The 19,448-nt window shown below is 73.2% G+C and carries 25 protein-coding genes; 12 read left to right on the forward strand and 13 right to left on the reverse strand.

Annotated elements, in window-relative coordinates:
• The 3 genes from ACK8OX_RS01750 to speE form a co-directional block, all read left to right on the forward strand.
• Positions 1-541, forward strand: a 541-nt coding sequence (locus tag ACK8OX_RS01750; protein WP_430662194.1) for a hypothetical protein, incomplete at its 5' end; no start/stop codon positions are given.
• A gap of 199 nt (positions 542-740) precedes the next feature.
• On the forward strand, positions 741-1,193 hold the full coding sequence (gene speD, locus ACK8OX_RS01755; RefSeq protein WP_430662195.1) for an adenosylmethionine decarboxylase: 453 nt from the start codon (positions 741-743) through the stop codon (positions 1,191-1,193).
• A 75-nt stretch (positions 1,194-1,268) separates the two neighbouring features.
• Complete coding sequence (gene speE, locus ACK8OX_RS01760; RefSeq protein ID WP_430662196.1) at positions 1,269-2,138, forward strand: polyamine aminopropyltransferase; 870 nt, start codon at positions 1,269-1,271, stop codon at positions 2,136-2,138.
• 3 nt (positions 2,139-2,141) lie between these two features.
• On the opposite strand, the gene ACK8OX_RS01765 is transcribed toward speE, so the two are convergent.
• From ACK8OX_RS01765 to ACK8OX_RS01780, 4 genes are all read right to left on the reverse strand, one after another.
• Positions 2,142-2,510 carry a heavy metal-binding domain-containing protein gene (locus tag ACK8OX_RS01765; protein WP_430662197.1) on the reverse strand — a complete coding sequence of 123 codons (369 nt, stop codon included), beginning with the start codon at positions 2,508-2,510 and terminating at the stop codon, positions 2,142-2,144.
• 83 nt (positions 2,511-2,593) lie between these two features.
• Complete coding sequence (fliP, locus tag ACK8OX_RS01770) at positions 2,594-3,316, reverse strand: flagellar type III secretion system pore protein FliP (protein ID WP_430662198.1); 723 nt, start codon at positions 3,314-3,316, stop codon at positions 2,594-2,596.
• On the reverse strand, positions 3,313-3,579 hold the full coding sequence (locus tag ACK8OX_RS01775; protein WP_430662199.1) for a flagellar biosynthetic protein FliO: 267 nt from the start codon (positions 3,577-3,579) through the stop codon (positions 3,313-3,315). The genes fliP and ACK8OX_RS01775 overlap by 4 nt, the downstream gene beginning before the upstream one ends.
• A 40-nt stretch (positions 3,580-3,619) precedes the next feature.
• The gene (locus ACK8OX_RS01780) at positions 3,620-3,916 is read right to left on the reverse strand and encodes a hypothetical protein (protein WP_430662200.1); all 297 of its coding nucleotides are present in this window, start codon (positions 3,914-3,916) and stop codon (positions 3,620-3,622) included.
• A gap of 89 nt (positions 3,917-4,005) precedes the next feature.
• On the opposite strand from ACK8OX_RS01780, the gene flgB reads away from it, so the two are divergent.
• The 8 genes from flgB (at position 4,006) to recA (ending at position 10,221) form a co-directional block, all read left to right on the forward strand.
• The gene (flgB, locus tag ACK8OX_RS01785) at positions 4,006-4,428 is read left to right on the forward strand and encodes a flagellar basal body rod protein FlgB (RefSeq protein WP_430662201.1); all 423 of its coding nucleotides are present in this window, start codon (positions 4,006-4,008) and stop codon (positions 4,426-4,428) included.
• Between the two features lie 29 nt (positions 4,429-4,457).
• The gene (gene flgC, locus ACK8OX_RS01790) at positions 4,458-4,865 is read left to right on the forward strand and encodes a flagellar basal body rod protein FlgC (protein ID WP_430662202.1); all 408 of its coding nucleotides are present in this window, start codon (positions 4,458-4,460) and stop codon (positions 4,863-4,865) included.
• Complete coding sequence (locus ACK8OX_RS01795; protein ID WP_430662203.1) at positions 4,862-5,155, forward strand: flagellar hook-basal body complex protein FliE; 294 nt, start codon at positions 4,862-4,864, stop codon at positions 5,153-5,155. The genes flgC and ACK8OX_RS01795 overlap by 4 nt, the downstream gene beginning before the upstream one ends.
• Before the next feature lie 35 nt (positions 5,156-5,190).
• On the forward strand, positions 5,191-5,466 hold the full coding sequence (locus ACK8OX_RS01800; protein ID WP_430662204.1) for a flagellar biosynthetic protein FliQ: 276 nt from the start codon (positions 5,191-5,193) through the stop codon (positions 5,464-5,466).
• Between the two features lie 4 nt (positions 5,467-5,470).
• Positions 5,471-6,280, forward strand: coding sequence for a flagellar biosynthetic protein FliR (locus tag ACK8OX_RS01805; RefSeq protein ID WP_430662205.1), 810 nt, complete (start codon positions 5,471-5,473; stop codon positions 6,278-6,280).
• Between the two features lie 3 nt (positions 6,281-6,283).
• On the forward strand, positions 6,284-7,339 hold the full coding sequence (locus ACK8OX_RS01810) for an EscU/YscU/HrcU family type III secretion system export apparatus switch protein (RefSeq protein WP_430662206.1): 1,056 nt from the start codon (positions 6,284-6,286) through the stop codon (positions 7,337-7,339).
• Positions 7,340-7,418: 79 nt separating this feature from the next.
• Positions 7,419-8,993: an ATP-binding protein gene (locus tag ACK8OX_RS01815; protein WP_430662207.1), complete on the forward strand. Its 1,575-nt coding sequence runs from the start codon at positions 7,419-7,421 to the stop codon at positions 8,991-8,993.
• A gap of 193 nt (positions 8,994-9,186) precedes the next feature.
• A complete protein-coding gene (recA, locus tag ACK8OX_RS01820) occupies positions 9,187-10,221 on the forward strand; it encodes a recombinase RecA (protein ID WP_430662208.1) in 1,035 nt (344 codons plus the stop codon).
• Between the two features lie 77 nt (positions 10,222-10,298).
• On the opposite strand, the gene ACK8OX_RS01825 is transcribed toward recA, so the two are convergent.
• The 7 genes from ACK8OX_RS01825 to ACK8OX_RS01855 all read right to left on the reverse strand — a co-directional run bounded on the left by ACK8OX_RS01825 (position 10,299) and on the right by ACK8OX_RS01855 (position 16,878).
• Positions 10,299-11,258, reverse strand: coding sequence for a tripartite tricarboxylate transporter substrate binding protein (locus tag ACK8OX_RS01825; protein ID WP_430662209.1), 960 nt, complete (start codon positions 11,256-11,258; stop codon positions 10,299-10,301).
• Positions 11,259-11,385: 127 nt separating this feature from the next.
• Positions 11,386-12,102 carry an ABC transporter ATP-binding protein gene (locus ACK8OX_RS01830; RefSeq protein WP_430662210.1) on the reverse strand — a complete coding sequence of 239 codons (717 nt, stop codon included), beginning with the start codon at positions 12,100-12,102 and terminating at the stop codon, positions 11,386-11,388.
• Positions 12,096-12,857, reverse strand: a complete 762-nt coding sequence (locus ACK8OX_RS01835) for an ABC transporter ATP-binding protein (protein WP_430662211.1) — start codon at positions 12,855-12,857, stop codon at positions 12,096-12,098. Before ACK8OX_RS01835 ends, ACK8OX_RS01830 begins: the two co-directional genes overlap by 7 nt.
• Complete coding sequence (locus tag ACK8OX_RS01840; RefSeq protein ID WP_430662212.1) at positions 12,854-13,798, reverse strand: branched-chain amino acid ABC transporter permease; 945 nt, start codon at positions 13,796-13,798, stop codon at positions 12,854-12,856. The genes ACK8OX_RS01835 and ACK8OX_RS01840 overlap by 4 nt, the downstream gene beginning before the upstream one ends.
• Positions 13,798-14,721 (reverse strand): branched-chain amino acid ABC transporter permease, encoded by a 924-nt coding sequence (locus tag ACK8OX_RS01845; protein ID WP_430662213.1) that lies wholly within the window; start codon positions 14,719-14,721, stop codon positions 13,798-13,800. The genes ACK8OX_RS01840 and ACK8OX_RS01845 overlap by 1 nt, the downstream gene beginning before the upstream one ends.
• Before the next feature lie 80 nt (positions 14,722-14,801).
• A complete protein-coding gene (locus ACK8OX_RS01850) occupies positions 14,802-16,028 on the reverse strand; it encodes an ABC transporter substrate-binding protein (RefSeq protein ID WP_430662214.1) in 1,227 nt (408 codons plus the stop codon).
• A 46-nt stretch (positions 16,029-16,074) separates the two neighbouring features.
• Complete coding sequence (locus ACK8OX_RS01855) at positions 16,075-16,878, reverse strand: alpha/beta hydrolase (RefSeq protein ID WP_430662508.1); 804 nt, start codon at positions 16,876-16,878, stop codon at positions 16,075-16,077.
• A 95-nt stretch (positions 16,879-16,973) separates the two neighbouring features.
• Here ACK8OX_RS01855 and ACK8OX_RS01860 point away from each other — a divergent pair, with 95 nt between their 5' ends.
• Positions 16,974-17,549 carry a nucleoside 2-deoxyribosyltransferase gene (locus ACK8OX_RS01860; RefSeq protein ID WP_430662215.1) on the forward strand — a complete coding sequence of 192 codons (576 nt, stop codon included), beginning with the start codon at positions 16,974-16,976 and terminating at the stop codon, positions 17,547-17,549.
• Here the strand turns inward: ACK8OX_RS01860 and ACK8OX_RS01865 are convergent.
• The gene (locus tag ACK8OX_RS01865; protein WP_430662216.1) at positions 17,538-18,596 is read right to left on the reverse strand and encodes a hypothetical protein; all 1,059 of its coding nucleotides are present in this window, start codon (positions 18,594-18,596) and stop codon (positions 17,538-17,540) included. The genes ACK8OX_RS01860 and ACK8OX_RS01865 overlap by 12 nt on opposite strands.
• Positions 18,597-18,635: 39 nt before the next feature.
• Positions 18,636-19,424 carry an enoyl-CoA hydratase-related protein gene (locus tag ACK8OX_RS01870; RefSeq protein ID WP_430662217.1) on the reverse strand — a complete coding sequence of 263 codons (789 nt, stop codon included), beginning with the start codon at positions 19,422-19,424 and terminating at the stop codon, positions 18,636-18,638.
• Positions 19,425-19,448 lie beyond the last annotated feature (24 nt).

The following is a 19,448-nucleotide window of genomic DNA, read 5'->3' on the forward strand; positions in this document are numbered from 1 at the left end:
GCTCGGCGCGAGCGACCCGGCCGGCGCGCGGGCGGCGCTGGCGGACACCGCGGCGCCGGGGCTGCCACCGGCGCTGGCGGAGGAACGCGCGCTGACCGAGGCGCGGGCGCTGGCCCGGGGGGGCTCGGTGGCCGAGGCGGCGCTGCGCTATCGCGACGCGGGCGCGGAGGTCGCACCGGAATTCGCCGAGTTCCTGGCCGCGCAACGGGACTGGGCGGGGGCCGCGGCCGTGCTCGGCGCGCATCTCGCCGTCGCGCTGCCGGCGCGGCCGGCCGCGCTGGACGAGGCACAGCAGCGCCTGGTCGGGCGCCATGCCGCGCTGCTGGCGCTGGCGGGGGAGGACGGGGCGCTGGCCGCGTTGCGGCAGGCGGAGTCGCCGCGGATGGCCGGCGGCGCCATGGGCGATGTCTTCGCGCTGCTCACCGCAGGCCGACTCGACGGCGTCGCGGACCTGCCGAGGCTGCGGCAGGAGCTTGAGTTCGCGCGCGTGCTGCCTTCCAGACTGGACGGCTTGCGGGAACCGGCCCCGGTCGCAAGATAAGTCACCGGCCGCCCCCGGGGGGCGGCAGGCGAAGCGTCGCGTCCCTTGCGGGGGGCACAAGCGATTTTTGCGGCCCAAGGGGGCGATTTGCGCTTGCGCCCCAGCCCCCCTTGCCCCATATGCGCGCGCCGTTGACCCCACGAGGTGCCGCGATCTGGCGGCCACCAAGGTCATCTGCTGGCTGGAAGGAGCCCAGGCTATGGAAGCTCTCGTCCAACTGGGGATGGTCTCGGATCTGCCGAGCGACGCCCAGACCGATGAGATCCGCTCGGCGGAGACGAAGGACTACTTCATCCACCGCAACGGCATCCGCTATGCCGGCACGCATCTCATCATCGACCTGTGGGGCGCCACCAACCTCGACGACCCCGACCACATCGACGCGGTGCTGCGCGAAGGCGCGCTGGCGACGGGGGCGACGATCCTGCACGGCCATTTCCACCACTTCTCGCCCAATGGCGGCGTGAGCGGCGTGCTGGTGCTGGCGGAAAGCCACGTCTCCATCCACACCTGGCCGGAGCGGGACTACGCCGCGCTCGACATCTTCGTCTGCGGCGACTGCGATCCCTACAAGGCGCTCGCGGCGCTGAAGAAGGGCTTCCTGCCGGAGCGCGTGCAGCTGGCCGAGCACAAGCGCGGCCTGATCGGCTGACGCACGGCCGCGCGGCCGGGTGACCATCACGGGCGGGCCGCAAGGCCCGCCCGTTTCGCATGCGGGGGACCAGGGATGACCAGCGGGGACTGGGTGAACGAGACGCTCTACGCCGAATGGGGGCAGCGCTTCCTGGTGAAGCGGGAGCTCGCGCGCGTGAAGTCGGAGTTCCAGGACATCCTGGTGTTCGAAAGCCACGGCCATGGCCGCGTCATGATGCTCGACGGCGTCGTGCAGATCACCGAGGCGGACGAGTTCGTCTACCAGGAGATGCTGGCCCATGTGCCGCTGCTGGCGCATGGCGCGGCGCGGCGCGTGCTGATCATCGGGGCGGGGGACGGCGGCGTGCTGAAGCGCGTGCTGCAGCACCGCACGGTGGAGCACGCGACGATGGTGGAGATCGACGGCGAGGTGATCCGCCTTGCGAAGGAACACCTGCCCGGAATCGGCGGCGATGCCTGGACCGACCCGCGGGCGCGGGTGATCGTCGGCGACGGCATCGACCATGTCCGCCAGGCCGAACCCGGCAGCTACGACGTGGTGATCGTGGACAGCACGGACCCGATCGGCGTGGGCGAGGTGCTGTTCACCGACGAGTTCTACGCCAACTGCGCGCGGCTGCTGACCGATCGCGGCCTGGTGGTGAACCAGTGCGGCGTGCCCTTCATGCAGGCGGATGAACTGCGCGAGACCTCTCAGCGCCGCGCGAAGGCCTTCCCGGACGTCTTCGCCTATGTCGCCGCGGTGCCGACCTATGTCGGCGGCTTCATGACGCTCGGCTGGGCCGCGAAGGATGCGGACTGCCGCCGGGTGCCGGTGGAGGAGATCCGCCGCCGCGCCGATGTCGCCGGCGTGCTGGAGACGACGCGCTACTGGACGCCGGAGGTCCACCACGCCGCCTTCGAGCTGCCGCCCTACATCTCCATGCACCTGCCCCGCGGCTGACCTTCAGCCGCGCGGCGCACCCCAGGGGCCGGAGGCGGCCTGCGGCGCGGCGCCCTTCAGCGCGACGGCGGTGCCGGAGGCGCTGACCATCAGCATCCCGTTGTTGCTGCCCAGCACCTCGTAGTCGATGTCGATGCCGATCACGGCATCGGCACCGACGGCGCGCGCCTGTTCGGTCAGCGCCGCCATCGCCGTGTCCCGCGCCGTGGCCAGTTCCCTCTCATAGGTGCCGGACCGGCCGCCGACGATGTCGCGCAGCCCGCCCAGGAAGTCCTTGAACACGTTCACGCCGAGCACGGCATCGCCGAACACGATGCCGAGATAGCGGTCGACCTCGCGGCCTTCGATGCCGCTGGTGGTGCTGAAGATCATGCGCCGTCCCTCCCGGAGATTGCCGCACGCAGCATGGCACGGTTCTCCCCGCCCTGGCTTCCCCGTCGCGGTCGAGGGCCGGTCTAGGGGGCGAATCCCTGCACGAGGCTGCCCGCCACCAGCCGCCATCCATCCACCATCACGAAGAAGGCCAGCTTGAAGGGCAGGGCCACCACCGTCGGCGGCAGCATCATCATGCCGAGCGACATCAGCACGCTTGCCGCAACCAGGTCGATCACCAGGAAGGGGAGGAAGACCAGGAACCCGATCTCGAAGGCGCGGCGCAGCTCACCCACCATGAAGGCGGGCGTCAGCGCCCGCCAGGGCGCCTGCTCCGCCGCCGCCTGCGGCAGGCCGGCAAGGTCGAGGAACAGCGCGAGGTCGGCGTCGCGCACCTGCGCGGCCATGAAGCGCCGGAAGGGCTCGGCCGCGGCGCGCAGGCCCTCGACCTCGCCGATGCGGCCCTCGGCCATCGGCCGGATGCCGGCCTCCCACGAGGCGACGAGCGCGGGTTCCATGACGAACAGCGTCAGGAACAGCGCCAGCCCGATCAGCACCGGGTTCGGCGGGATGGCGGGCGCGCCGAGCGCGCTGCGCAGCAGCGCGAGCACGACGACGATGCGCGCGAAGGCGGTCGCCATCACCAGCAGCGACGGCGCGAGGGAGACGAGGCCGATCAGCGCCGTCAGCTGGATCAGCCGCGCCGTGGTGCCGGCGCCCCCGCCCGCGCCGAGGTCGATGCTCACGCTCTGCCCCAGTGCCGGCACCGGAAGCAGGAGGAGGAGAAGGAGGGCGGCGCGCATCATGCCCCGCGCCCGTCCACCCAGCCCACCACCACGTCCTGCGCCCCGCCGGTGAGCAGCAGCAGCCGGCGCCCGTCGCAGCGCGCCAGCACCAGGCGCCGCCGCGAATCGAGCGCCACCGCTTCCTCCACCGCGAGGCAGCGGCCCGCGCCGCGGCGGGACGCCGCCGCGCGAAGGCCGCGCAGCAGCAGGACCAGCGCGCCGACCACGGCGGCCAGCGCGGCCGCCGCGGTCAGCAGCGTGGCGGGAGAAAGGGCATCGGGCATGGCGACTCCATCCTGGAGCGACGGGAAGGGGGAGCGGCGGTCAGCGACGCGCCATCTCGGCGATCAGCGCGTCGACCTGACGCAGCAGCGCCTCGAGGGCGGGGCGCAGGTCCCGCGCGCTGTCGGGTTCCAGCGCCATCACCGCGGCGCAGAGCGCGGTCGCGTCGCGGTCGAGCCCCGCAAGGTCGACCCGCCTCCCGCCTTCCACCAGCGCGCGCGCGATCGCGACGGTGCCGTCGAGCGATTCGATCGCGGCGCGGACGGCCCGGGCATGGACCGCCTGGGCGGGGTCGGCTTCGGGCCGGGGAGTCCCGGATCCGGCGGAGGGTTCGCGCATGCGGCCTGGATAGTCCGGCACCGATGAAGGCTTCCTTCACGCGCCCGGCCTCAACGCTTCCTTCATCTGCGGTGCTGCATGGTCGGCGCATGGACGCGACCGCACCGGCATGGCGAGGAGGAGGCGAGGCCCGCAGCGGGGACCGGATGCTGGCGCTGGCCGAACGCCGTCTCGGCTGGCTCGACCGGCGGCAGGCGGTGCTGGCGCAGAACATCGCCAATGCCGACACGCCCGGATACCGCCCGCGCGACCTGTCGCCCTTCCGCGCGCGGCTCGACCAGGTGCAGCAGGCCGCGCTGGCGCGCAGCCATGCCGCGCACCTGGCCGGCCGGCCGGGCGCCGCCGCTGGCGCGCGGGAGGAGCGGCGCGTGCCGGAAGCGGCGCCGAACGGCAACGCCGTCTCGCTCGACCGCGAGGCGATGCGGGTGGCGGAGACGGACACGGCGCATGCGTTGGCGATGGCGGTGCATCGCAGCTTCAGCGGGATGTTCCGCATGACGCTCGGCCGCTGAGGCGGCGGGCATGGACGGGGATGGCTGGCATGGACCTTGATCGCGCCTTGCGGATTTCCGCCGCCGGCATGGCGGCGCAGTCGACGCGGCTGCGGGTGGTGGCCGAGAACCTGGCCAACCGCGACAGCACGGGGGAAGCGCCGGGCGCCGATCCCTATCGCCGCCGCACGGTCGCCTTCGCGAACCGGCTGGACCGGGCGATGGGGGTGGAGACGGTCGGCGTCTCCCGCATCGGCACGCAGGCGGGCGAGTTCCCGACCCGCTACGACCCCGGCCACCCGGCCGCCGATGCGCGCGGCTACGTCAAGACGCCCAATGTGGACAGCCTGGTCGAGGTGATGGACATGCGCGAGGCGCAGCGCGGCTACAGCGCCAACCTCTCCGTGCTGGAGACCACGCGCGGGATGCTGACCCGCGCGATCGAGGCGCTGCGGTGACCGCGCTCGGCGGCGTCGCGGCGGCCGCCGCGGCGGCCTATCGCGCCGCATCCGCCGGCGGTGCGCAGGCGGAGGGCGGCTTCGGCGGCCTGGTCCAGCGCGCGATGGAGCAGGGCGTGCAGATCGGCCGCAGCGCGGAGGCGGCCTCCACCGCCGCCATGCTCGGCCAGGGCGGCGTGACGGAGGCGGTGCTGGCGATCAGCCGCGCGGAGCTGGCCCTGCAGACCACCGTGGCGGTGCGGGACCGCGTGGTGGCCGCCTATCAGGACGTGATGCGGATGCCGGTCTGAAGGGCGCGTCGCGCCGCCGGCGGGGAGGGGCCAGGATGGCCGAGGAAGCCCTCGCGCAGGCGCTGCGCGAGACGTTGTGGGTGTCGCTCCAGGTGATGGGCCCGCCGCTTCTCGCGGTGCTCGCCATCGGGCTCGCCGTGTCGCTGCTGCAGGCCCTGACGCAGATTCAGGAGGCGACGCTCGCCTTCCTGCCGAAACTCGTCGTCGGCGGCGCGCTCATGCTGCTGCTCGGCCCCTTTACCGTCGCGGTGATGCGCGGCTGGACGGAGACGCTGTTCGACCGGATGGTCGCCATCGGCGGCGCGCCATGAGGGCGTGCGCCCGCCCCCGCCGGCCTTCGCGGTGACCGCGGCCGACCAGGCGCTGCTGGACGCGCTGCCAGGCCTCGCCTTCCAGGCGATGCTGGTCTTCGCGCGGCTGGGGGCCGCGGTGATGCTGCTGCCGGGGCTGGGGGAGGCGGAGCTGCCCGCGCCTTTGCGACTCGGCCTCGGGCTGGCGCTGGTTGCGCTGCTGTTCCCCGCTGTCGCGCCCGTCCTGCCGGCGGCACCTGACGATACGGCGGCGGCGCTGCAGATGGTGGTGGGGGAGGTCGTGGTGGGCCTCTGGCTCGGCGGCCTGGCGCGGGTGGCGATGCTGGCCTTCGCCATGGCGGGGCAGCTGGTCGCGGTGCTGGTCGGCCTCGCCTCGCTGCTGGTGGCGGACCCGGCCCTGGGGCAGGGCGGCACGGCTCTGTCGCGCGCCTTCGCGCTGCTGGCGGCCGTGCTCGTGCTCGCCACCGGGCTGCACGGGGTGGCGCTGCGCGCGATGGTGGAAAGCTATGCAGTGCTGCCGGCGGGCGACCCCTTCCCGGCAGGCGCGGCGGCCGCGGCCGTTGCGCGGGCCGGGGCGGACAGCGTCGCGCTGGCGCTGCGGCTCGCTGCGCCCTTCGTGGTGGGGGCGGTGGCGCTGAACGTCGCGCTCGGCCTGCTCGCGCGGCTCGCGCCGCAGGTGCAGACCTTCTTCGTGGCGGTGCCGGGGCAGATCCTGGCCGGGCTCGCGCTGCTCGGCCTGCTCGCGCCGCCCATGATCCTCGCCTTCGAGGCCGCGCTGCGCGATACGCTGTCCAACCTTCCGGGGCTGCGCTGAGCCGTGGCGGGAGAGGAGGAAGGCGGCGCCGCCGAGCGTTCGGAAGCCGCGACGCCGCGGCGGATCGAACGCGCGCGCGCCGAGGGGCAGGTCGCCCTCTCGCGCGAGGTGGTGGGATGGGCGGCGCTGGGCGGCGCGACGCTGGCCGCCTTCCTGGTGCTTCCGCTGCTCGGGCGGGACCTGATGCGGGCGATGCGGGGCGTGCTGGAAGGGTCGCATGCGCTGGCCATGGGCGACGCCGCGCTGCACCTGCTGTGGCTGGCGGCGCTGCTGGTTCTGCCGGTGGCCGGCGCCGCGGCGGCGGGGGCGGTCGCGGCGACGCTGGTGCAGACGGGCGGCCTGGTATCCGCGAAGCCGTTGGCGCCGACCCTGGCGAAGATCAGCCCCATGGCGGCGCTCGGGCGGATCTTCGGCGTGGAGGGGCTGGCGGAGTTCCTCCGCAGCCTCGTCAAGCTCGGCCTCGTCGGCGCGGCGCTGTGGCACGCGATGGGCGATGTCGCGGCGTTGCAGGCGGCGCTGCACCAGCCGGCGGCGGCGATGCTGGGCGGCGCGGGGTGGATCGCGCTCCGGCTCATGCTGGCGGCGCTGGTGGCCTTCGCGGCGGTGGCGCTGCTGGACCTGCTGTGGGTGCGGTTCCGCCATCTCCGCATGCTGCGGATGAGCCGGCAGGAGCTGAAGGAGGAGGCGCGCGAATCGGAAGGCGACCCGATGCTGCGCGCCCGCCGCCGGCAGATCCGCGAAAGCCGCGGGCGGCGGCGGATGCTGGCGGCGGTGCCGAAGGCCGCGGTCGTCATCACCAACCCGACGCACTACGCGGTGGCGCTGTCCTACGAAGGGGGCGACGCCGCGCCGCAGCTTGTCGCGAAGGGCGTGGATGCGGTGGCCGCGCGCATCCGCGCGGCGGCCGAGGCGGCGGGCGTGCCGCTGGTGGCGAATCCGCCGCTCGCCCGCGCGCTGCACCGCCTGGAACTCGGCGCGGAGATCCCGGCGGAGCACTACCAGGCGGTCGCGGAGATCATCGCCTTCGTCTGGAGGAGGGTGCCGGGCCGTGTGCGGTGAGTCCAACCTTCCATCGAGGGTTGTGTGCCCCGTCTGCACACATCACATCTGCGAAACGACAAGCATGGGGATGCGCCGGATGGCAGAACAGCGCCGTGGCCTCGAAGCATGGCTGCTCGGCCGCGGCCGCCCGCCGGAGCCGCGCATCGACCCGCTGCTGCGCGGGGTGCTGGAAGCCGCCTCGCCCGGGCTCGCGCTGCTGGATGCGGAGGACCGCATGCTGGTGTGGAACGCGGAGCTGGCGCGCGTGGCGGGCCCGACCATGCCGCTGCGGGAAGGCATGCCGATGTCGCAGCTCGTCGCCGCGGACATCCGCGACGGGGTGGCGGCGGCGCTGGATGCGGGGCGGCAGGTCGAAGCCTCGCTCGCCGCGGCGGGCGCGCCGCGCGTCATGCTCGACCGGCGGCCGCTGCACGAGGACGGGGTCGGCGGCATCCTCCGCGTGACCCCGGTGGCGGCCGCGCGCGACACGGCGGAAGGGGCGGCGGCGGCGCGGCTGCAATCGGTCGGCGCGCTGGCGGGCGGCATCGCGCACGACTTCAACAACCTGCTGACCGCCATCGCCGGCAGCGCGGAAGCGGCGCTGGCGCGCGCCCCGATGGGCGAAGCCTCGGCCGAGCTGCGGCAGGTGATGGAAAGCGCCGGGCGGGGCGCTGCGCTGGTGAAGCAACTGCTGGCCTTCGCGCGGCAGCAGGCGCTGCGGCCGCGGGTGGTGGCGCTGAACGAGGCGGTGGCGGCCATGGGCGGGCTGCTGCGCCGCCTCCTCGGCAGCCGCGTGCGCCTGACTGTCGAGCTGGAGGAGCCGGGGCGGCGCGTGCGGATCGACCCCACGCAGCTGGACCAGGTCATCATGAACCTGGCGCTGAACGCGCGCGACGCGATGCCGGAAGGCGGGTCGCTCCGCATCGCGACGGGGCACGCGATGGTGCTGAGCCCCGAGGCCATCGGGCAGGAGATCCTGCCCCCCGGCCGCTATGCCGTGCTGGAGGTGGCGGACAGCGGCGGCGGCATCGCGCCCGACTTGCTGCCCCGCATCTTCGAGCCCTTCTTCACCACCCGGCGGGAACGCGGCGGCACCGGGCTCGGCCTGTCCACCGTGCACGGCATCGTCCGGCAATCCGGCGGCTTCATCGCGGTGGACAGCCGGCGGGGGGAGGGGACGCGCTTCCGCATCTGGCTGCCCCGGCATGACGGCCCGGCGGACCCGCCCGCGCAGCCCGCCCCGCCCCCCGCCGCGACATCGCCCGAACATGTCCCGGCGCCCATGACCTGCACCGCCCCCGTGCTGCTGGTGGAGGACGAGGCGCCGCTGCTGAAGCTGGCGGAACGCGCCCTGACCCGCGCCGGATTCGAGGTGCTGACGGCGGGCTCGGCCGAGGAGGCGCTGGACCTGCTCGACAGGGGCGCGCCGCGGCCGCTGGCCCTGGTGTCGGATGTGGTGATGCCGGGCGCGGACGGCCTGGAACTGGCCCAGGCGCTGCGCCTGCGCGACCCGGACCTGCCCGTGCTGCTGGTATCGGGCTATGCCGAAGCCGCGCTGGGACGGGACCTGACGGCGGAGCGGATCCGGCTGCTGCCGAAGCCGTACGGGCTGGCGGACCTGGTCGCGGAATTGCGGGCGATCCTGCCCGCCGGGAAGGCTGAAGTTTCCTAAATGTTCTTGTCGGCACCGCTGTTCTGGACCATATTCCGGACAGCGGTTCGCCGGTTGTGGCGCCCCTGAAAGGGGGGGCGCGGCAGGCAGCAGGGCCGGAGTGGGGCGTTCATCTTTGGCGATGACTGCGCCAGTTGTTTCGCCTTATGGTTGAGATCCGGATATCCGGCAGGAAGCGGGAGAAGTTCGCCCCATGGACAAGACGAAGGCGCTGGATGCCGCGCTGAGCCAGATCGAAAGGGCCTTCGGCAAGGGCTCCATCATGCGGATGGGGAACAAGGCCGCGGATGCCGAGATCGAGGTGGTGTCCACCGGCTCGCTCGGGCTCGACCTGGCGCTCGGCATCGGCGGCCTGCCCAAGGGCCGCATCGTGGAGATCTACGGGCCGGAAAGCTCGGGCAAGACCACGCTGGCGCTGCATGCCATCGCGGAAGCGCAGAAGCGCGGCGGCACCTGCGCCTTCATCGATGCCGAGCACGCGCTCGACCCCGGCTATGCCAAGAAGCTCGGCGTGGACGTGGACAACCTGCTGATCAGCCAGCCCGACGCGGGCGAGCAGGCCCTTGAGATCTGCGACACGCTGGTGCGGTCGGGCGCGGTGGACGTGCTGGTGGTGGACAGCGTCGCCGCCCTGGTGCCGCGCGCCGAGCTGGAAGGCGAGATGGGCGACAGCCATGTCGGCCTGCACGCCCGGCTGATGTCGCAGGCGCTGCGGAAGCTGACGGGCAGCGTCAGCCGGTCCAACACGCTGCTGATCTTCCTGAACCAGATCCGGCTCAAGATCGGCGTCATGTTCGGCAACCCGGAGACGACGACGGGCGGCAACGCACTGAAGTTCTACGCCTCGGTCCGGATGGAGATCCGCCGCATCGGCTCCATCAAGGACAGGGAGACCACGACGGGCAACCAGACCCGCGTGAAGGTGGTGAAGAACAAGATGGCGCCGCCGTTCCGTCAGGTGGATTTCGACATCATGTATGGCGAAGGCATCTCGAAGGTGGGCGAGCTGATCGACCTTGGCGTGAAGGCCGGCATCGTCGAGAAGTCGGGCGCCTGGTTCAGCTGCGACAGCCAGCGCATCGGCCAGGGGCGCGAGAACGCGAAGCAGTTCATGCGCGACAACGCCGCCATGGCCGAAAGCGTCGAGAAGCGCATCCGCGCCCAGGCCGCGGGCCTCGCCAACGCGATGCTGGCCGGCGAGGAGGAGAGCGCCGCCGCGGCCGAATAGCGCGGGCGGCGGGAATGGATCGGGGCGGGCAGGGGCCATGCGGCGCCTGCCCGCCCTTTCCGCGTGCGCTGCCCGGATCAGCTGATCCAGGGCGTCCTGCGCCACAGATCGGCGTATTGCTGCTGGGTGGAGCGCATCCGCGCCTCCCAGACCGGCCCCGGCTCCAGCACCGGCTCGATGAACTGCGCGGCGAAGCTCTGCACCGTCGCGGGGTCGGACGCCGCTTCCTGCACCGCGTCCCGCAGCCGGCCGAGGATGCGGTCCGGCGTGCCCTTCGGCACCACCAGCCCGCGTTCCGAATACATCTCGAAGTCGAGCCCGAGGCTGCGGAAGGTCGGCGTCTCCGGCGCGAAGCGGCTGGTGGCGGCACCGCCATGGGCCATGAAGCGCACCCCACGCGGGTCGGGCATCACCTCCCCGATCGAGACGCAGTTGACCTGCACCTGCCCGCCCAGCAGCGCCGCGCGCTGGATCGGCGCGCCGGTGTAGTGGACCAGCGTGAAGCGCGCCCCGGTCAGGGCGGAGATCAGCACCATCATCAGATGGTCGTCCGTGCCGATGCCGGAGGTGGAGACGACGATCTCCTCCGGCGCCGCAAGCGCGCGGTTCACCAGGTCCGGCACATCCGCGATCGGGCTGTCGGCGCGCACCATCACCCCGGTCGGGTCGGTCATGATGTTGCCGAGAAAGGCGAAGCTGTCGAGGGTGTACTGCGCCCGGCGCTCCACCGGGACGGTGACGAAGGACGGCATGTTGGTCAGCCCCAGCACCTGCCCGTCCGGCCTGGCGCGCGAGACGTAGGTCAGCGCCACCTCGCTCGACGCGCCGGGGCGGTTCACCACGGTGATGGGCTGGCCGAGCCGCGTCTCCAGGTGCCGGGCGAAGAGCCGTGCGACGATGTCCGTCCCGCCCCCCGGCGCGAAGCCCACGACAAGCTCCACCGGCCGGTCCGGGCGCCAGGGCGTGGCCAGCGCCGGGCTGGCGAGGGGCGCGGCAAGCACGAGACCGAGCAGGCTGCGGCGGGTCGTCTGCGTCATCGGATGGGTCCTCCTGCGTTGCAGAAGGAATAGCGACGAAGGGGGCCGCGGTTGAACGGCGGCGATGCTGCACCGCGGCGAAACCTGTGAGGCATTTCTCAGGACGGCGCGTAAAATCGTAAAGGGTTTACAGGTGCAGATGGGTGTCGCGGATCTCCGGCGCGGCTTCCAGCGCCGCGCTCGTGCCGGTCCAGACGGTGCGGCCCTTCTCGATCACCGTGTGCCGGTCCGCCAGGCGCAGCACGGCCGACAGGTTCTTGTCGATCAGCAGGATGGCCTGTCCCTCGGCCTTCAGCCCGGCGAGCACGGACCAGATCTCCGCCCGGATCAGCGGGGCGAGGCCCTCCGTCGCCTCGTCCAGGATCAGCAGGCGCGGGTTGGTCATCAGCGCGCGGCCGATCGCGACCATCTGCTGCTCCCCGCCCGACAGCTTCGCCCCCGGATTGGCCCGGCGTTCCCGCAGGCGCGGAAAGACGGCATAGACCGCCTCCAGCGTCCAGCGCGGCGCGCCGGGGCCGCGGTGGGCGGCGGTGGCCAGCAGGTTCTCCTCCACCGTCAGGGTCTGGAAGACCTGTCGCCCCTCCGGCACCAGACCCAGCCCGCGCTGTGCCACCCGGTGCGGCGGCAGGCCGGAGACGACGGCGCCGTCGATGCGGACCTCGCCGCCCCAGATCCGCCCGCCGACCGAGGGCAGCAGGCCCATGATGGCGCGCACCGTCGTGGTCTTGCCCATGCCGTTGCGGCCGAGCAGCGTCACCACCTCCCCCGGCCCGACCTCCAGCGACAGGTCGAACAGCACCTGGCTGCCGCCATAGCCGGCGGCGACGTGGTCCAGCCTCAGCATGGCACCGCCTCGTCCTCGCCGAGATAGGCGCTGCGGACCTCGGCATTGGCGCGGATGGCGGCGGGCGTGCCGGTGGCGATGACGCGGCCATAGACCAGGACGGAGATGCGGTCGGCCAGCGCGAAGACCGCCTGCATGTCATGCTCGACCAGCAGGATGGCGTAGCGGGACCCGAGGCCGCGGAGGATGCCGACCAGCCGCTCCGTCTCCTCCGGCCCGGCGCCGGCCAGCGGTTCGTCGAGCAGCAGCAGGCGGGGCTGCGTGGCCAGGGCGATCGCCAGTTCCAGCTGCCGCTTCTCCCCATGGCTCATCGCGCCGGCCGGCACGCCGGCGCGGGCGGCGAGCCCCACGGCATCGAGCGCCTGCATCGCCGGCCCGTTCAGCCGCGCCTCCGACGCCGCCGGGCGGAAGAACCGGAAGGAGGACCCCGCGCCCGCCTGCACCGCCAGCGCCGCATTCTCGAGCGCGGTGAAGGCCGGGATGACGGAGGTGATCTGGAAGGACCGCGCGAGGCCGAGCCGCGCGCGGCGGTGCAGCGGCAGGCGGGTGATGTCGCGCCCGTCGAAGGTGATGCTGCCGCCATCCACCGGCAGCACGCCGCTGACCTCGTTGATCAGCGTCGTCTTGCCCGCGCCGTTCGGGCCGATCACCGCATGGATCTCGCCGGTCGCGACATCGAGAGAGACGTCGTCCGTCACCGCCAGCCCGCCGAAATGCTTGCGGAGGTTCCGCAGGGACAGCAGCGGCGCCTTCATCGCCGCAGCGCCTTCGCGACCTGCGCGGGCAGGCCGGACAGGCCGCCGGGCAGGTAGAGCACGGCCAGGATCAGCAGCACGCCGAAGACGATGCGCCAGTGTTCCCACCGGTGGCTCAGCCACTCCTCCAGCAGCACGAAGCCGAGCGCGCCGACGACCGCGCCATGCAGCCCCGCGAGCCCGCCGAGGATGACCATGAACAGCAACTCCCCCGACCTCTGCCAGGAGATGTAGGCCGGGGCGACGAATTCCGTCGCATTGGCGAAGAGGAACCCCGCCGCCCCGCCGATGGCGCCCGCGATGACATAGGCGGCCAGTTGGTAAGGATAGGGGTTGAAGCCCAGCGCCCGGACGCGCAGCGGGTTGCCCTTCGCCGCGCGCAGCACGCGGCCGAAGCGGGACGCCAGCAGCACGCGGCAGACCAGCCAGGTGGCCGCGAGCGCGCCGAGGCAGACGAAATGGAAGACCAGCCGGTCCTCCAGCAGCCGCCCGCCCGCCACCTGCGTCCGGGCATAGAGCGTGTAGCCGTCATCCCCGCCATAGCCGGCGAGCGAACTGGCGGTGAAGAAGGCCATCTGCCCGAAGGCCAGCGTGATCATGATGAAGTGGACGCCGCTGGTGCGGATGGCGACCGCGCCGGTGGCCAGCGCGAAGGCCGCCGCCGCCGCCATCGCCGCGGGCAGCACCACCGCCGCCTCCACCACCCGCGCATCGTCCAGGATCACCACCGCATAGGCCCCGAAGCCCAGCATCGCCGCATGGCCCATCGAGACCAACCCCGCGCCCCCCACCAGGAACGAGAGCGAGACGGCGGCCATCGCCAGGATCATGGTCCGCGCCAGCAGCGTCAGCATGTAGCCCTCGCCGAAGCCGACGAAAGGCGCGACGCCGAGCGCGCCGAGCAGCAGCAGCGCCGGAAGCTCCGCCCGGATCGTCCGCATCAGCCCGCCCGCACCGGGAACAGCCCCGCGGGGCGGAAGGCCAGGATCGCCGCCATGGCGATGTAGACCAGCATCGAGGCGATGGCCGCGCCGACCTGCCGCGCTTCCGACGGCGAGAGGAACAGCCGCATCAGGTCCGGCACCAGCGACCGCCCCAGCGTCTCCACCAGCCCGACCAGCAGCGCCGCCAGGAAGGCGCCGCGGATGGACCCGATGCCGCCGATGACGATGACCACGAAGGCGAGGATCAGCAGGTTGTCGCCCATCCCCGGCTCGACCGACAGGATCGGCGCCGCCAGCACCCCGGCGAAGCCCGCCAGCATCGCGCCGAAGCCGAACACCACCATGAACAGCCGCCGGATGTCGACGCCGAGCGCGGCGACCATCGGCGCATTGGTCGCGCCCGCGCGGACCAGCATCCCCACCTTCGTCCGCTCCACCAGCCACCACAGAAGGCCGGCCGTCGCCAGCCCGCCCGCGATGATGGCGATGCGGTAGGTGGGGTAGAGCAGCCCCTCCATCAGGCGGATGCCGCCGGTCAGCGCACCCGGCATCGGCACCTGCAGCGGCGCCGCCCCGAACAGCCACTTCACGCCCTGGTTCAGCACCAGGATGACGCCGAAGGTGGCCAGCACCTGCTGGAGGTGGTCGCGGTCGTAGAGGTGACGGAAGACCAGGAATTCCAGCACAAGCCCCACCGCCAGCGCCACGGGGAGGGCAAGGACCAGCGCCATCCAGAAGCTGCCCGTCTGCGCCGCGAAGAAGGCGGCCAGGTAGGCGCCCAGCATGTACTGCACGCCATGCGCCAGGTTGATGAAGTCCATCACGCCGAAGACCAGCGTGAGGCCCGCCGCGATCAGGAACAGCAGGATGCCGAGCTGGAGGCCGTTCAGCGCCTGGATCAGGAGAAGCTGCGTGGTCATGGGCGCGTGCCTCGCCACCCGCCCCCGCGGATGCGGGGGCGGGCGTTCAGGACCTTCGGGACGGGCAGGGGGCCGGCGCCTCAGCCGGCCGGCATCCGGCATTCCGCCGCGAAGGGATCGGTCGCGTTCTCGAACACCTTGCGGAGGTGCTCGGTCTGGGACTTGCCATCGGGCCGGCGGCCGACGCGGGCGAGCCAGAAGTCCTGCACGGGGAAGTGGTTCGCGCCGAAGCGGAAGGGCCCGCGCACGCTGCGGAACTCCGCCGCGCGGATGGCCGTGCGCAGCGCCGCCTTGTCGGCCAGGTTGCCCCCCACGCGCCGCACCGCGCTGTCGAGAAGGAAGGCGCTGTCATAGGCATGGGCCGCGTAGCTGGCGGGGACGTAGCCGAACTGCCCCTCGAAGTCGCGCACGAAGCGGGCATTCTGCTCGTTCGGAAGGGTGGGGGTCCAGGTCGTGCCAGTGAAGAGGCCGAGCGCCGATTCGCCCTGCGCGGGCAGCACCGCCTCGTCCACCGTGAAGGCGGACAGCACGGGGATGTTCAGCCCCGCCTGGCGGTATTGCCGGACGAACTGCACGCCGAGCCCGCCGGGCATGAAGGTGTAGATCCCTTCTGGCCGCCGCGCCGCGATCTGCGCCAGCTCGGCCGAGAAGTCGGTGGTGGTGAGGGGGACGTAGATCTCGTCCAGCACCTCGCCGCGGAAGGTGGACTTGAAGCCGGCCGCGGCGTCGCGCCCGGCCTGGTAGTTCGGCGTGATGATGACGGCGCGGCGGATCACGCGGTTCTGCCCGCCGACCTCCACCCCATCATTCGCCGCGGCACCGAGCACGGCGTGGTTCTGGTCGTTGACGTAGGAGGTGGCGAAGAAGAAGGGGCTGCAGCCGCGCCCCGCGATCGGCGACGGGCCGGCATTGGTCGAGATGAGGAAGGTCTGCGTCTCCGTCACCGGGCGGATGATGGCGGCGAGGATGTTGGAGAAGACGACGCCCACGATGAAGTCGCAGCGGTCGCGTTCCAGCGCCGCGCGCACCTTGGTCACGGCGGCGTCCGGGCGCAGCTCGTCGTCGATGACCAGCACCTCGGCCGCGCGGCCGCCCAGCCGGTTCTCGAGGTGGCGCATGCCGAGCTGGAAGCCATCGCGCAGATGGGTACCGAGCGCGGCCTGCGGCCCGGTCAGCACGGCGACGAGCCCGATCCGCACCGGTGCGCCCTGCGCGCGGAGCACGGGGGGCATCGCCAGCGCGCCGGTGCCGAGCGCGGCGCCGCCGAGCAGGGCGCGGCGGCCGAATCCGTTCAGAATCTGCGTCATTCCCGTGTTCCTCTCCGTCTCCCGAAGAAACTTTACACTTAAAACATCAGGGCGGCGCAAGTGCCGCCGCACGGGCAACGATCGCGCTCGCCGGGTCGGCGAAGGGCGCGATCACCGTGAAGTGGTCGGCGCCGGGTGCGGACTCGAAGGTGCCGCCCCAGGCGGCGGCGAAGTCGCGGCTCTGGCGCAGGAACTCGCCGCTTTCCGCCCCGCCCACCAGGCAGTGCAGCGGACGGCGGGGGGAGGGCAGGAAGCGCGGCGAAAGGGCGCGGGCCTCCGCTGGTGTCAGGCGCAGGGCCGCGCCGATGGTGGTGCCCAGAAGGGGCTCGATCTCGAACACGCCGGAGACCGGCAGCGCGGCGGCCACCAGGTCCGCAGGCAGGGCAGGGTCGAGGCCGCGCCAGTCGGTCCCGAGCAGCATCGCCGCCAGGTGGCCGCCCGCGGAATGGCCCACCGCGAGGATTCGGCGCCTGTGGCGGCGGAACAGGAAGGCGGCGGCGTCGCGCAGCTGCCCGACGATCCCGCCCAGCGTCGCCGCCGGGCACAGGTCGTAGGACGGCACCGCCACCGCGAAGCCCCGCCCGTTCAGCCCGCGCGCGCAGTGGCTCGCGAAGCTGCGGTCCAGCGCCTGCCAGTAGCCGCCATGGATGAACATCGCCAGCGGCGCGTCCCCCGCCGCCGCCGGGTGGAACAGGTCCAGCGCCTCGCGCTCCCCCTCGCCATAGGACAGGGCGAGTTCCGCCCGCGGGCAGGCCTCGCGCCAGGCGGCGGCGTCGCGCTGCCAGGCGGCCAGGTGGCGCGGGTGGTCCGGCACGCGCGCGCGGTTGTCGTACTCGGCCTGAAGGTCCATGGGCACCCCGACTGACGCGCTATTGCGCCCAGCCCCGGCCGGCGGCGGCAAGCCCCCCATTCCGCAACCCGGCCCCGGTCGGGCAAAGTCGCGGCATGAAGGTGTATCTCGCCGGCCCCGACGTCTTCCTGCCCGATGCCCTGGCGATGGCCGAACGCAAGCGGGCGATCTGCGCCGCGCATGGCCTGACCGGCATCTTCCCGGTGGACGTCCATCCCGATCACCCGGCCGGCGGGGAGGTGCCGCCCTGGCTGTGGATCTACCGCCGGAACGAGGCGCATATGCGCGACGCGGACGGCATCATCGCCAACCTCACGCCCTTCCGCGGGCCGTCGGCCGATGCGGGGACTGTCTACGAGCTCGGCTTCATGCGGGCGCTCGGCAGGGCGGTGGCGGGGTATTCCAACGTGGCGGCGGATTTCGTGCCGCGGACGCTCGGCTTCCTCGGCCCCGCGCTGCGCCGAGACGCCGCGGGGCGCTGGCGGGATGCCGAGGACATGGCGGTGGAGGATTTCGGCCTCGCCGACAACCTGATGATCGACGGCGGCATCCACGAGGCCGGCGGCCTGCTGGTGCGGCGCGACGTGCCGGCGGCCGCGCGCTGGTCGGACCTCGCGGCCTTTACCGACTGCGTGCGGGCGCTGGCGGGCCGCCGGGCGTCACCCCCGTGACGGAAGGTTGGTGAAGCGGGCATTGCCGAGCCCGGTGCCGATCGTCAGCACCGCCCAGCGTGCCACGTCGCGCTGGAAGGGCGCTTCCGACAGGCCCTGCGCCACCGCGTCGTTGTGCAGCAGCACCTCCATCCCCGCCTCGCCCTCCTCGGCGAGGGCGGCGGCCAGGGCGGTCGGCAGGTGGAAGTCCTCGGCCTGCCAGTCGCCGGGCAGGTTCTCGGCCCCGCGGCGGATGCGGCCATCAGGCGCGATCACGCCCGGGGCGCAGACCGCGGCCACCGGCGCAAGGTGGAAGCCGGCGGCCCTCGCCTCGCGCGCGCGCCCGGCCAGCAGCGCGGCGAGGCGCGCCACCGCCTGGTCGCGATGCACGCGGGTGCGTCCATGGCGCCACCGTTCCGGCTTCCACGCCCCGGCGGCCGCCATGTCGCCCCGCACGCCGAGCCGGGGCAGCACCACCCCGGCGCGGAAGGAGGTCCCGCCGAGATCGGCCGCCAGCACCGCATCGGCCTCGGCCAGCAGCCGCGCCGGCAGCAGCCGTGCGCCGCCGATCAGCCCGGCCTCGTCCGGGTCGTGGCGGATGGGGGCGACGGTCACGCCCACGCCCTCGGTCTTCAGCAGCACGCCGGCGCGACCGAGCGCGATCTCGCCAATCCTGGTCGAGCGGAAGCCACCGCCGACGACGACGCGCTGCGTGCCCCGCCATTCCGGCAGGGCGAGGAAGCGGCGGATGACACCGGCGAGGTTGCGCGCGAAATCCTCGATCGCGCCCTGCACCAGCCCCGCCGCTTCCGGCGCGCCGCCGGCCAGCGCGGCGTCCAGCGCCTCGCGCGGGACTTCCTCCTGCGGGGCGTCGCCGAAGGGGTCCTGGCCGCCGCCCCGCACCAGCCGCCGGCGCCATTCGGCCAGGATGGCATCGAAGGCGCGGTGGCTGGCGCGGTCGCCGAGCTGGCCGTCGCCGACCGGCAGGTCCGTGCTGTAGGCGTCGATCCGGATGCCGCGCAGCTCGGGCGCGCCGTGGCGGGGCAGGGGGGGAAGGTCGTCGGGCATGGTGCGGCGAATGCGCCGCCGCAGCCAAGGTTCCCGGCGCTACCCCGCCCAGCCCGGCTTCCGCTTCTCGCGGAAGGCGGACAGCCCCTCCCTCGCTTCCGCGCTGGCGCGCTGCGCCCAGCTTTCATGCGCCAGCGCCATCATCGCCCGCCCGTCGAGGGTGACGCCGTTCGCCTCCAGCAGCGACCGCTTGGCCACCGCCGTCGCATTCGGCGCCGAGAGCAGGGTTTCCGCCAGGATGTGGTCCAGCCGCGCCTCGATCGCCTCCGCCGGCACCACCTCGTGCACCAGGCCGATGCGCAGCGCCTCGGCGGCGTCGAACCGCTCGCCGGTCAGCGCATAGCGCCGCGCCTGGCGCAGGCCGAGCGCGTTGACCATGTGGGTGGAGATGGGGGAGGGCGCGACGCCGACCCGCACCTCGGTGATGCCGAAGCTCGCCTCGGGCGTCGCCAGCGCGACATCGACGCAGCACACCATGCCGACGCCGCCGCCGAAGCAGGCGCCGCGGATCAGCGCGAAGGTCGGGCGCGGGAATTCGTTCAGCAGCTTCATCGCCCGCGTGGTGCCCATCGAGGCCGCATAGGCCTGTTCGGGCGGCGCGCCGGTCATGCTCGCCTGCCAGTCGAGGTCTGCGCCGGCCTGGAAGTGGCGCCCCGCGCCGCGGATCACCAGCGCGCGCAGGGTCCCGTCCCCGGCCAGGCCCTCCAGCCCCTCGGTGAGCGCCGCCAGCATCGCACCGTCATAGGCGTTGCCGCGCGCGGGGCGGTTCAGCGTGACATGGGCGATGCCGCGGGCGTCGCGCGTCAGCAGGATCGGTGGCTCGGTCATGGGTCCTCCGGCGGGTGATCGGCG

Origin of the sequence: Falsiroseomonas sp. CW058, assembly GCF_050563535.1 — a bacterium.
Taxonomy (GTDB): Bacteria; Pseudomonadota; Alphaproteobacteria; order Acetobacterales; family Acetobacteraceae; genus Falsiroseomonas.

What these genes read in the sequence shown, in the direction of transcription:
- speD (WP_430662195.1), top strand. Translation starts at nt 741, where the DNA reads ATGGAAGCTCTCGTCCAACTGGGGATGGTCTCGGATCTGCCGAGCGAC.
- speE (WP_430662196.1), top strand. Translation starts at nt 1,269, where the DNA reads ATGACCAGCGGGGACTGGGTGAACGAGACGCTCTACGCCGAATGGGGG.
- ACK8OX_RS01765 (WP_430662197.1), bottom strand. Translation starts at nt 2,510, where the DNA reads ATGATCTTCAGCACCACCAGCGGCATCGAAGGCCGCGAGGTCGACCGC.
- fliP (WP_430662198.1), bottom strand. Translation starts at nt 3,316, where the DNA reads ATGATGCGCGCCGCCCTCCTTCTCCTCCTCCTGCTTCCGGTGCCGGCA.
- ACK8OX_RS01775 (WP_430662199.1), bottom strand. Translation starts at nt 3,579, where the DNA reads ATGCCCGATGCCCTTTCTCCCGCCACGCTGCTGACCGCGGCGGCCGCG.
- ACK8OX_RS01780 (WP_430662200.1), bottom strand. Translation starts at nt 3,916, where the DNA reads ATGCGCGAACCCTCCGCCGGATCCGGGACTCCCCGGCCCGAAGCCGAC.
- flgB (WP_430662201.1), top strand. Translation starts at nt 4,006, where the DNA reads ATGGACGCGACCGCACCGGCATGGCGAGGAGGAGGCGAGGCCCGCAGC.
- flgC (WP_430662202.1), top strand. Translation starts at nt 4,458, where the DNA reads ATGGACCTTGATCGCGCCTTGCGGATTTCCGCCGCCGGCATGGCGGCG.
- ACK8OX_RS01800 (WP_430662204.1), top strand. Translation starts at nt 5,191, where the DNA reads ATGGCCGAGGAAGCCCTCGCGCAGGCGCTGCGCGAGACGTTGTGGGTG.
- ACK8OX_RS01815 (WP_430662207.1), top strand. Translation starts at nt 7,419, where the DNA reads ATGGCAGAACAGCGCCGTGGCCTCGAAGCATGGCTGCTCGGCCGCGGC.
- recA (WP_430662208.1), top strand. Translation starts at nt 9,187, where the DNA reads ATGGACAAGACGAAGGCGCTGGATGCCGCGCTGAGCCAGATCGAAAGG.
- ACK8OX_RS01825 (WP_430662209.1), bottom strand. Translation starts at nt 11,258, where the DNA reads ATGACGCAGACGACCCGCCGCAGCCTGCTCGGTCTCGTGCTTGCCGCG.
- ACK8OX_RS01830 (WP_430662210.1), bottom strand. Translation starts at nt 12,102, where the DNA reads ATGCTGAGGCTGGACCACGTCGCCGCCGGCTATGGCGGCAGCCAGGTG.
- ACK8OX_RS01835 (WP_430662211.1), bottom strand. Translation starts at nt 12,857, where the DNA reads ATGAAGGCGCCGCTGCTGTCCCTGCGGAACCTCCGCAAGCATTTCGGC.
- ACK8OX_RS01840 (WP_430662212.1), bottom strand. Translation starts at nt 13,798, where the DNA reads ATGCGGACGATCCGGGCGGAGCTTCCGGCGCTGCTGCTGCTCGGCGCG.
- ACK8OX_RS01845 (WP_430662213.1), bottom strand. Translation starts at nt 14,721, where the DNA reads ATGACCACGCAGCTTCTCCTGATCCAGGCGCTGAACGGCCTCCAGCTC.
- ACK8OX_RS01850 (WP_430662214.1), bottom strand. Translation starts at nt 16,028, where the DNA reads ATGACGCAGATTCTGAACGGATTCGGCCGCCGCGCCCTGCTCGGCGGC.
- ACK8OX_RS01855 (WP_430662508.1), bottom strand. Translation starts at nt 16,878, where the DNA reads ATGGACCTTCAGGCCGAGTACGACAACCGCGCGCGCGTGCCGGACCAC.
- ACK8OX_RS01860 (WP_430662215.1), top strand. Translation starts at nt 16,974, where the DNA reads ATGAAGGTGTATCTCGCCGGCCCCGACGTCTTCCTGCCCGATGCCCTG.
- ACK8OX_RS01865 (WP_430662216.1), bottom strand. Translation starts at nt 18,596, where the DNA reads ATGCCCGACGACCTTCCCCCCCTGCCCCGCCACGGCGCGCCCGAGCTG.
- ACK8OX_RS01870 (WP_430662217.1), bottom strand. Translation starts at nt 19,424, where the DNA reads ATGACCGAGCCACCGATCCTGCTGACGCGCGACGCCCGCGGCATCGCC.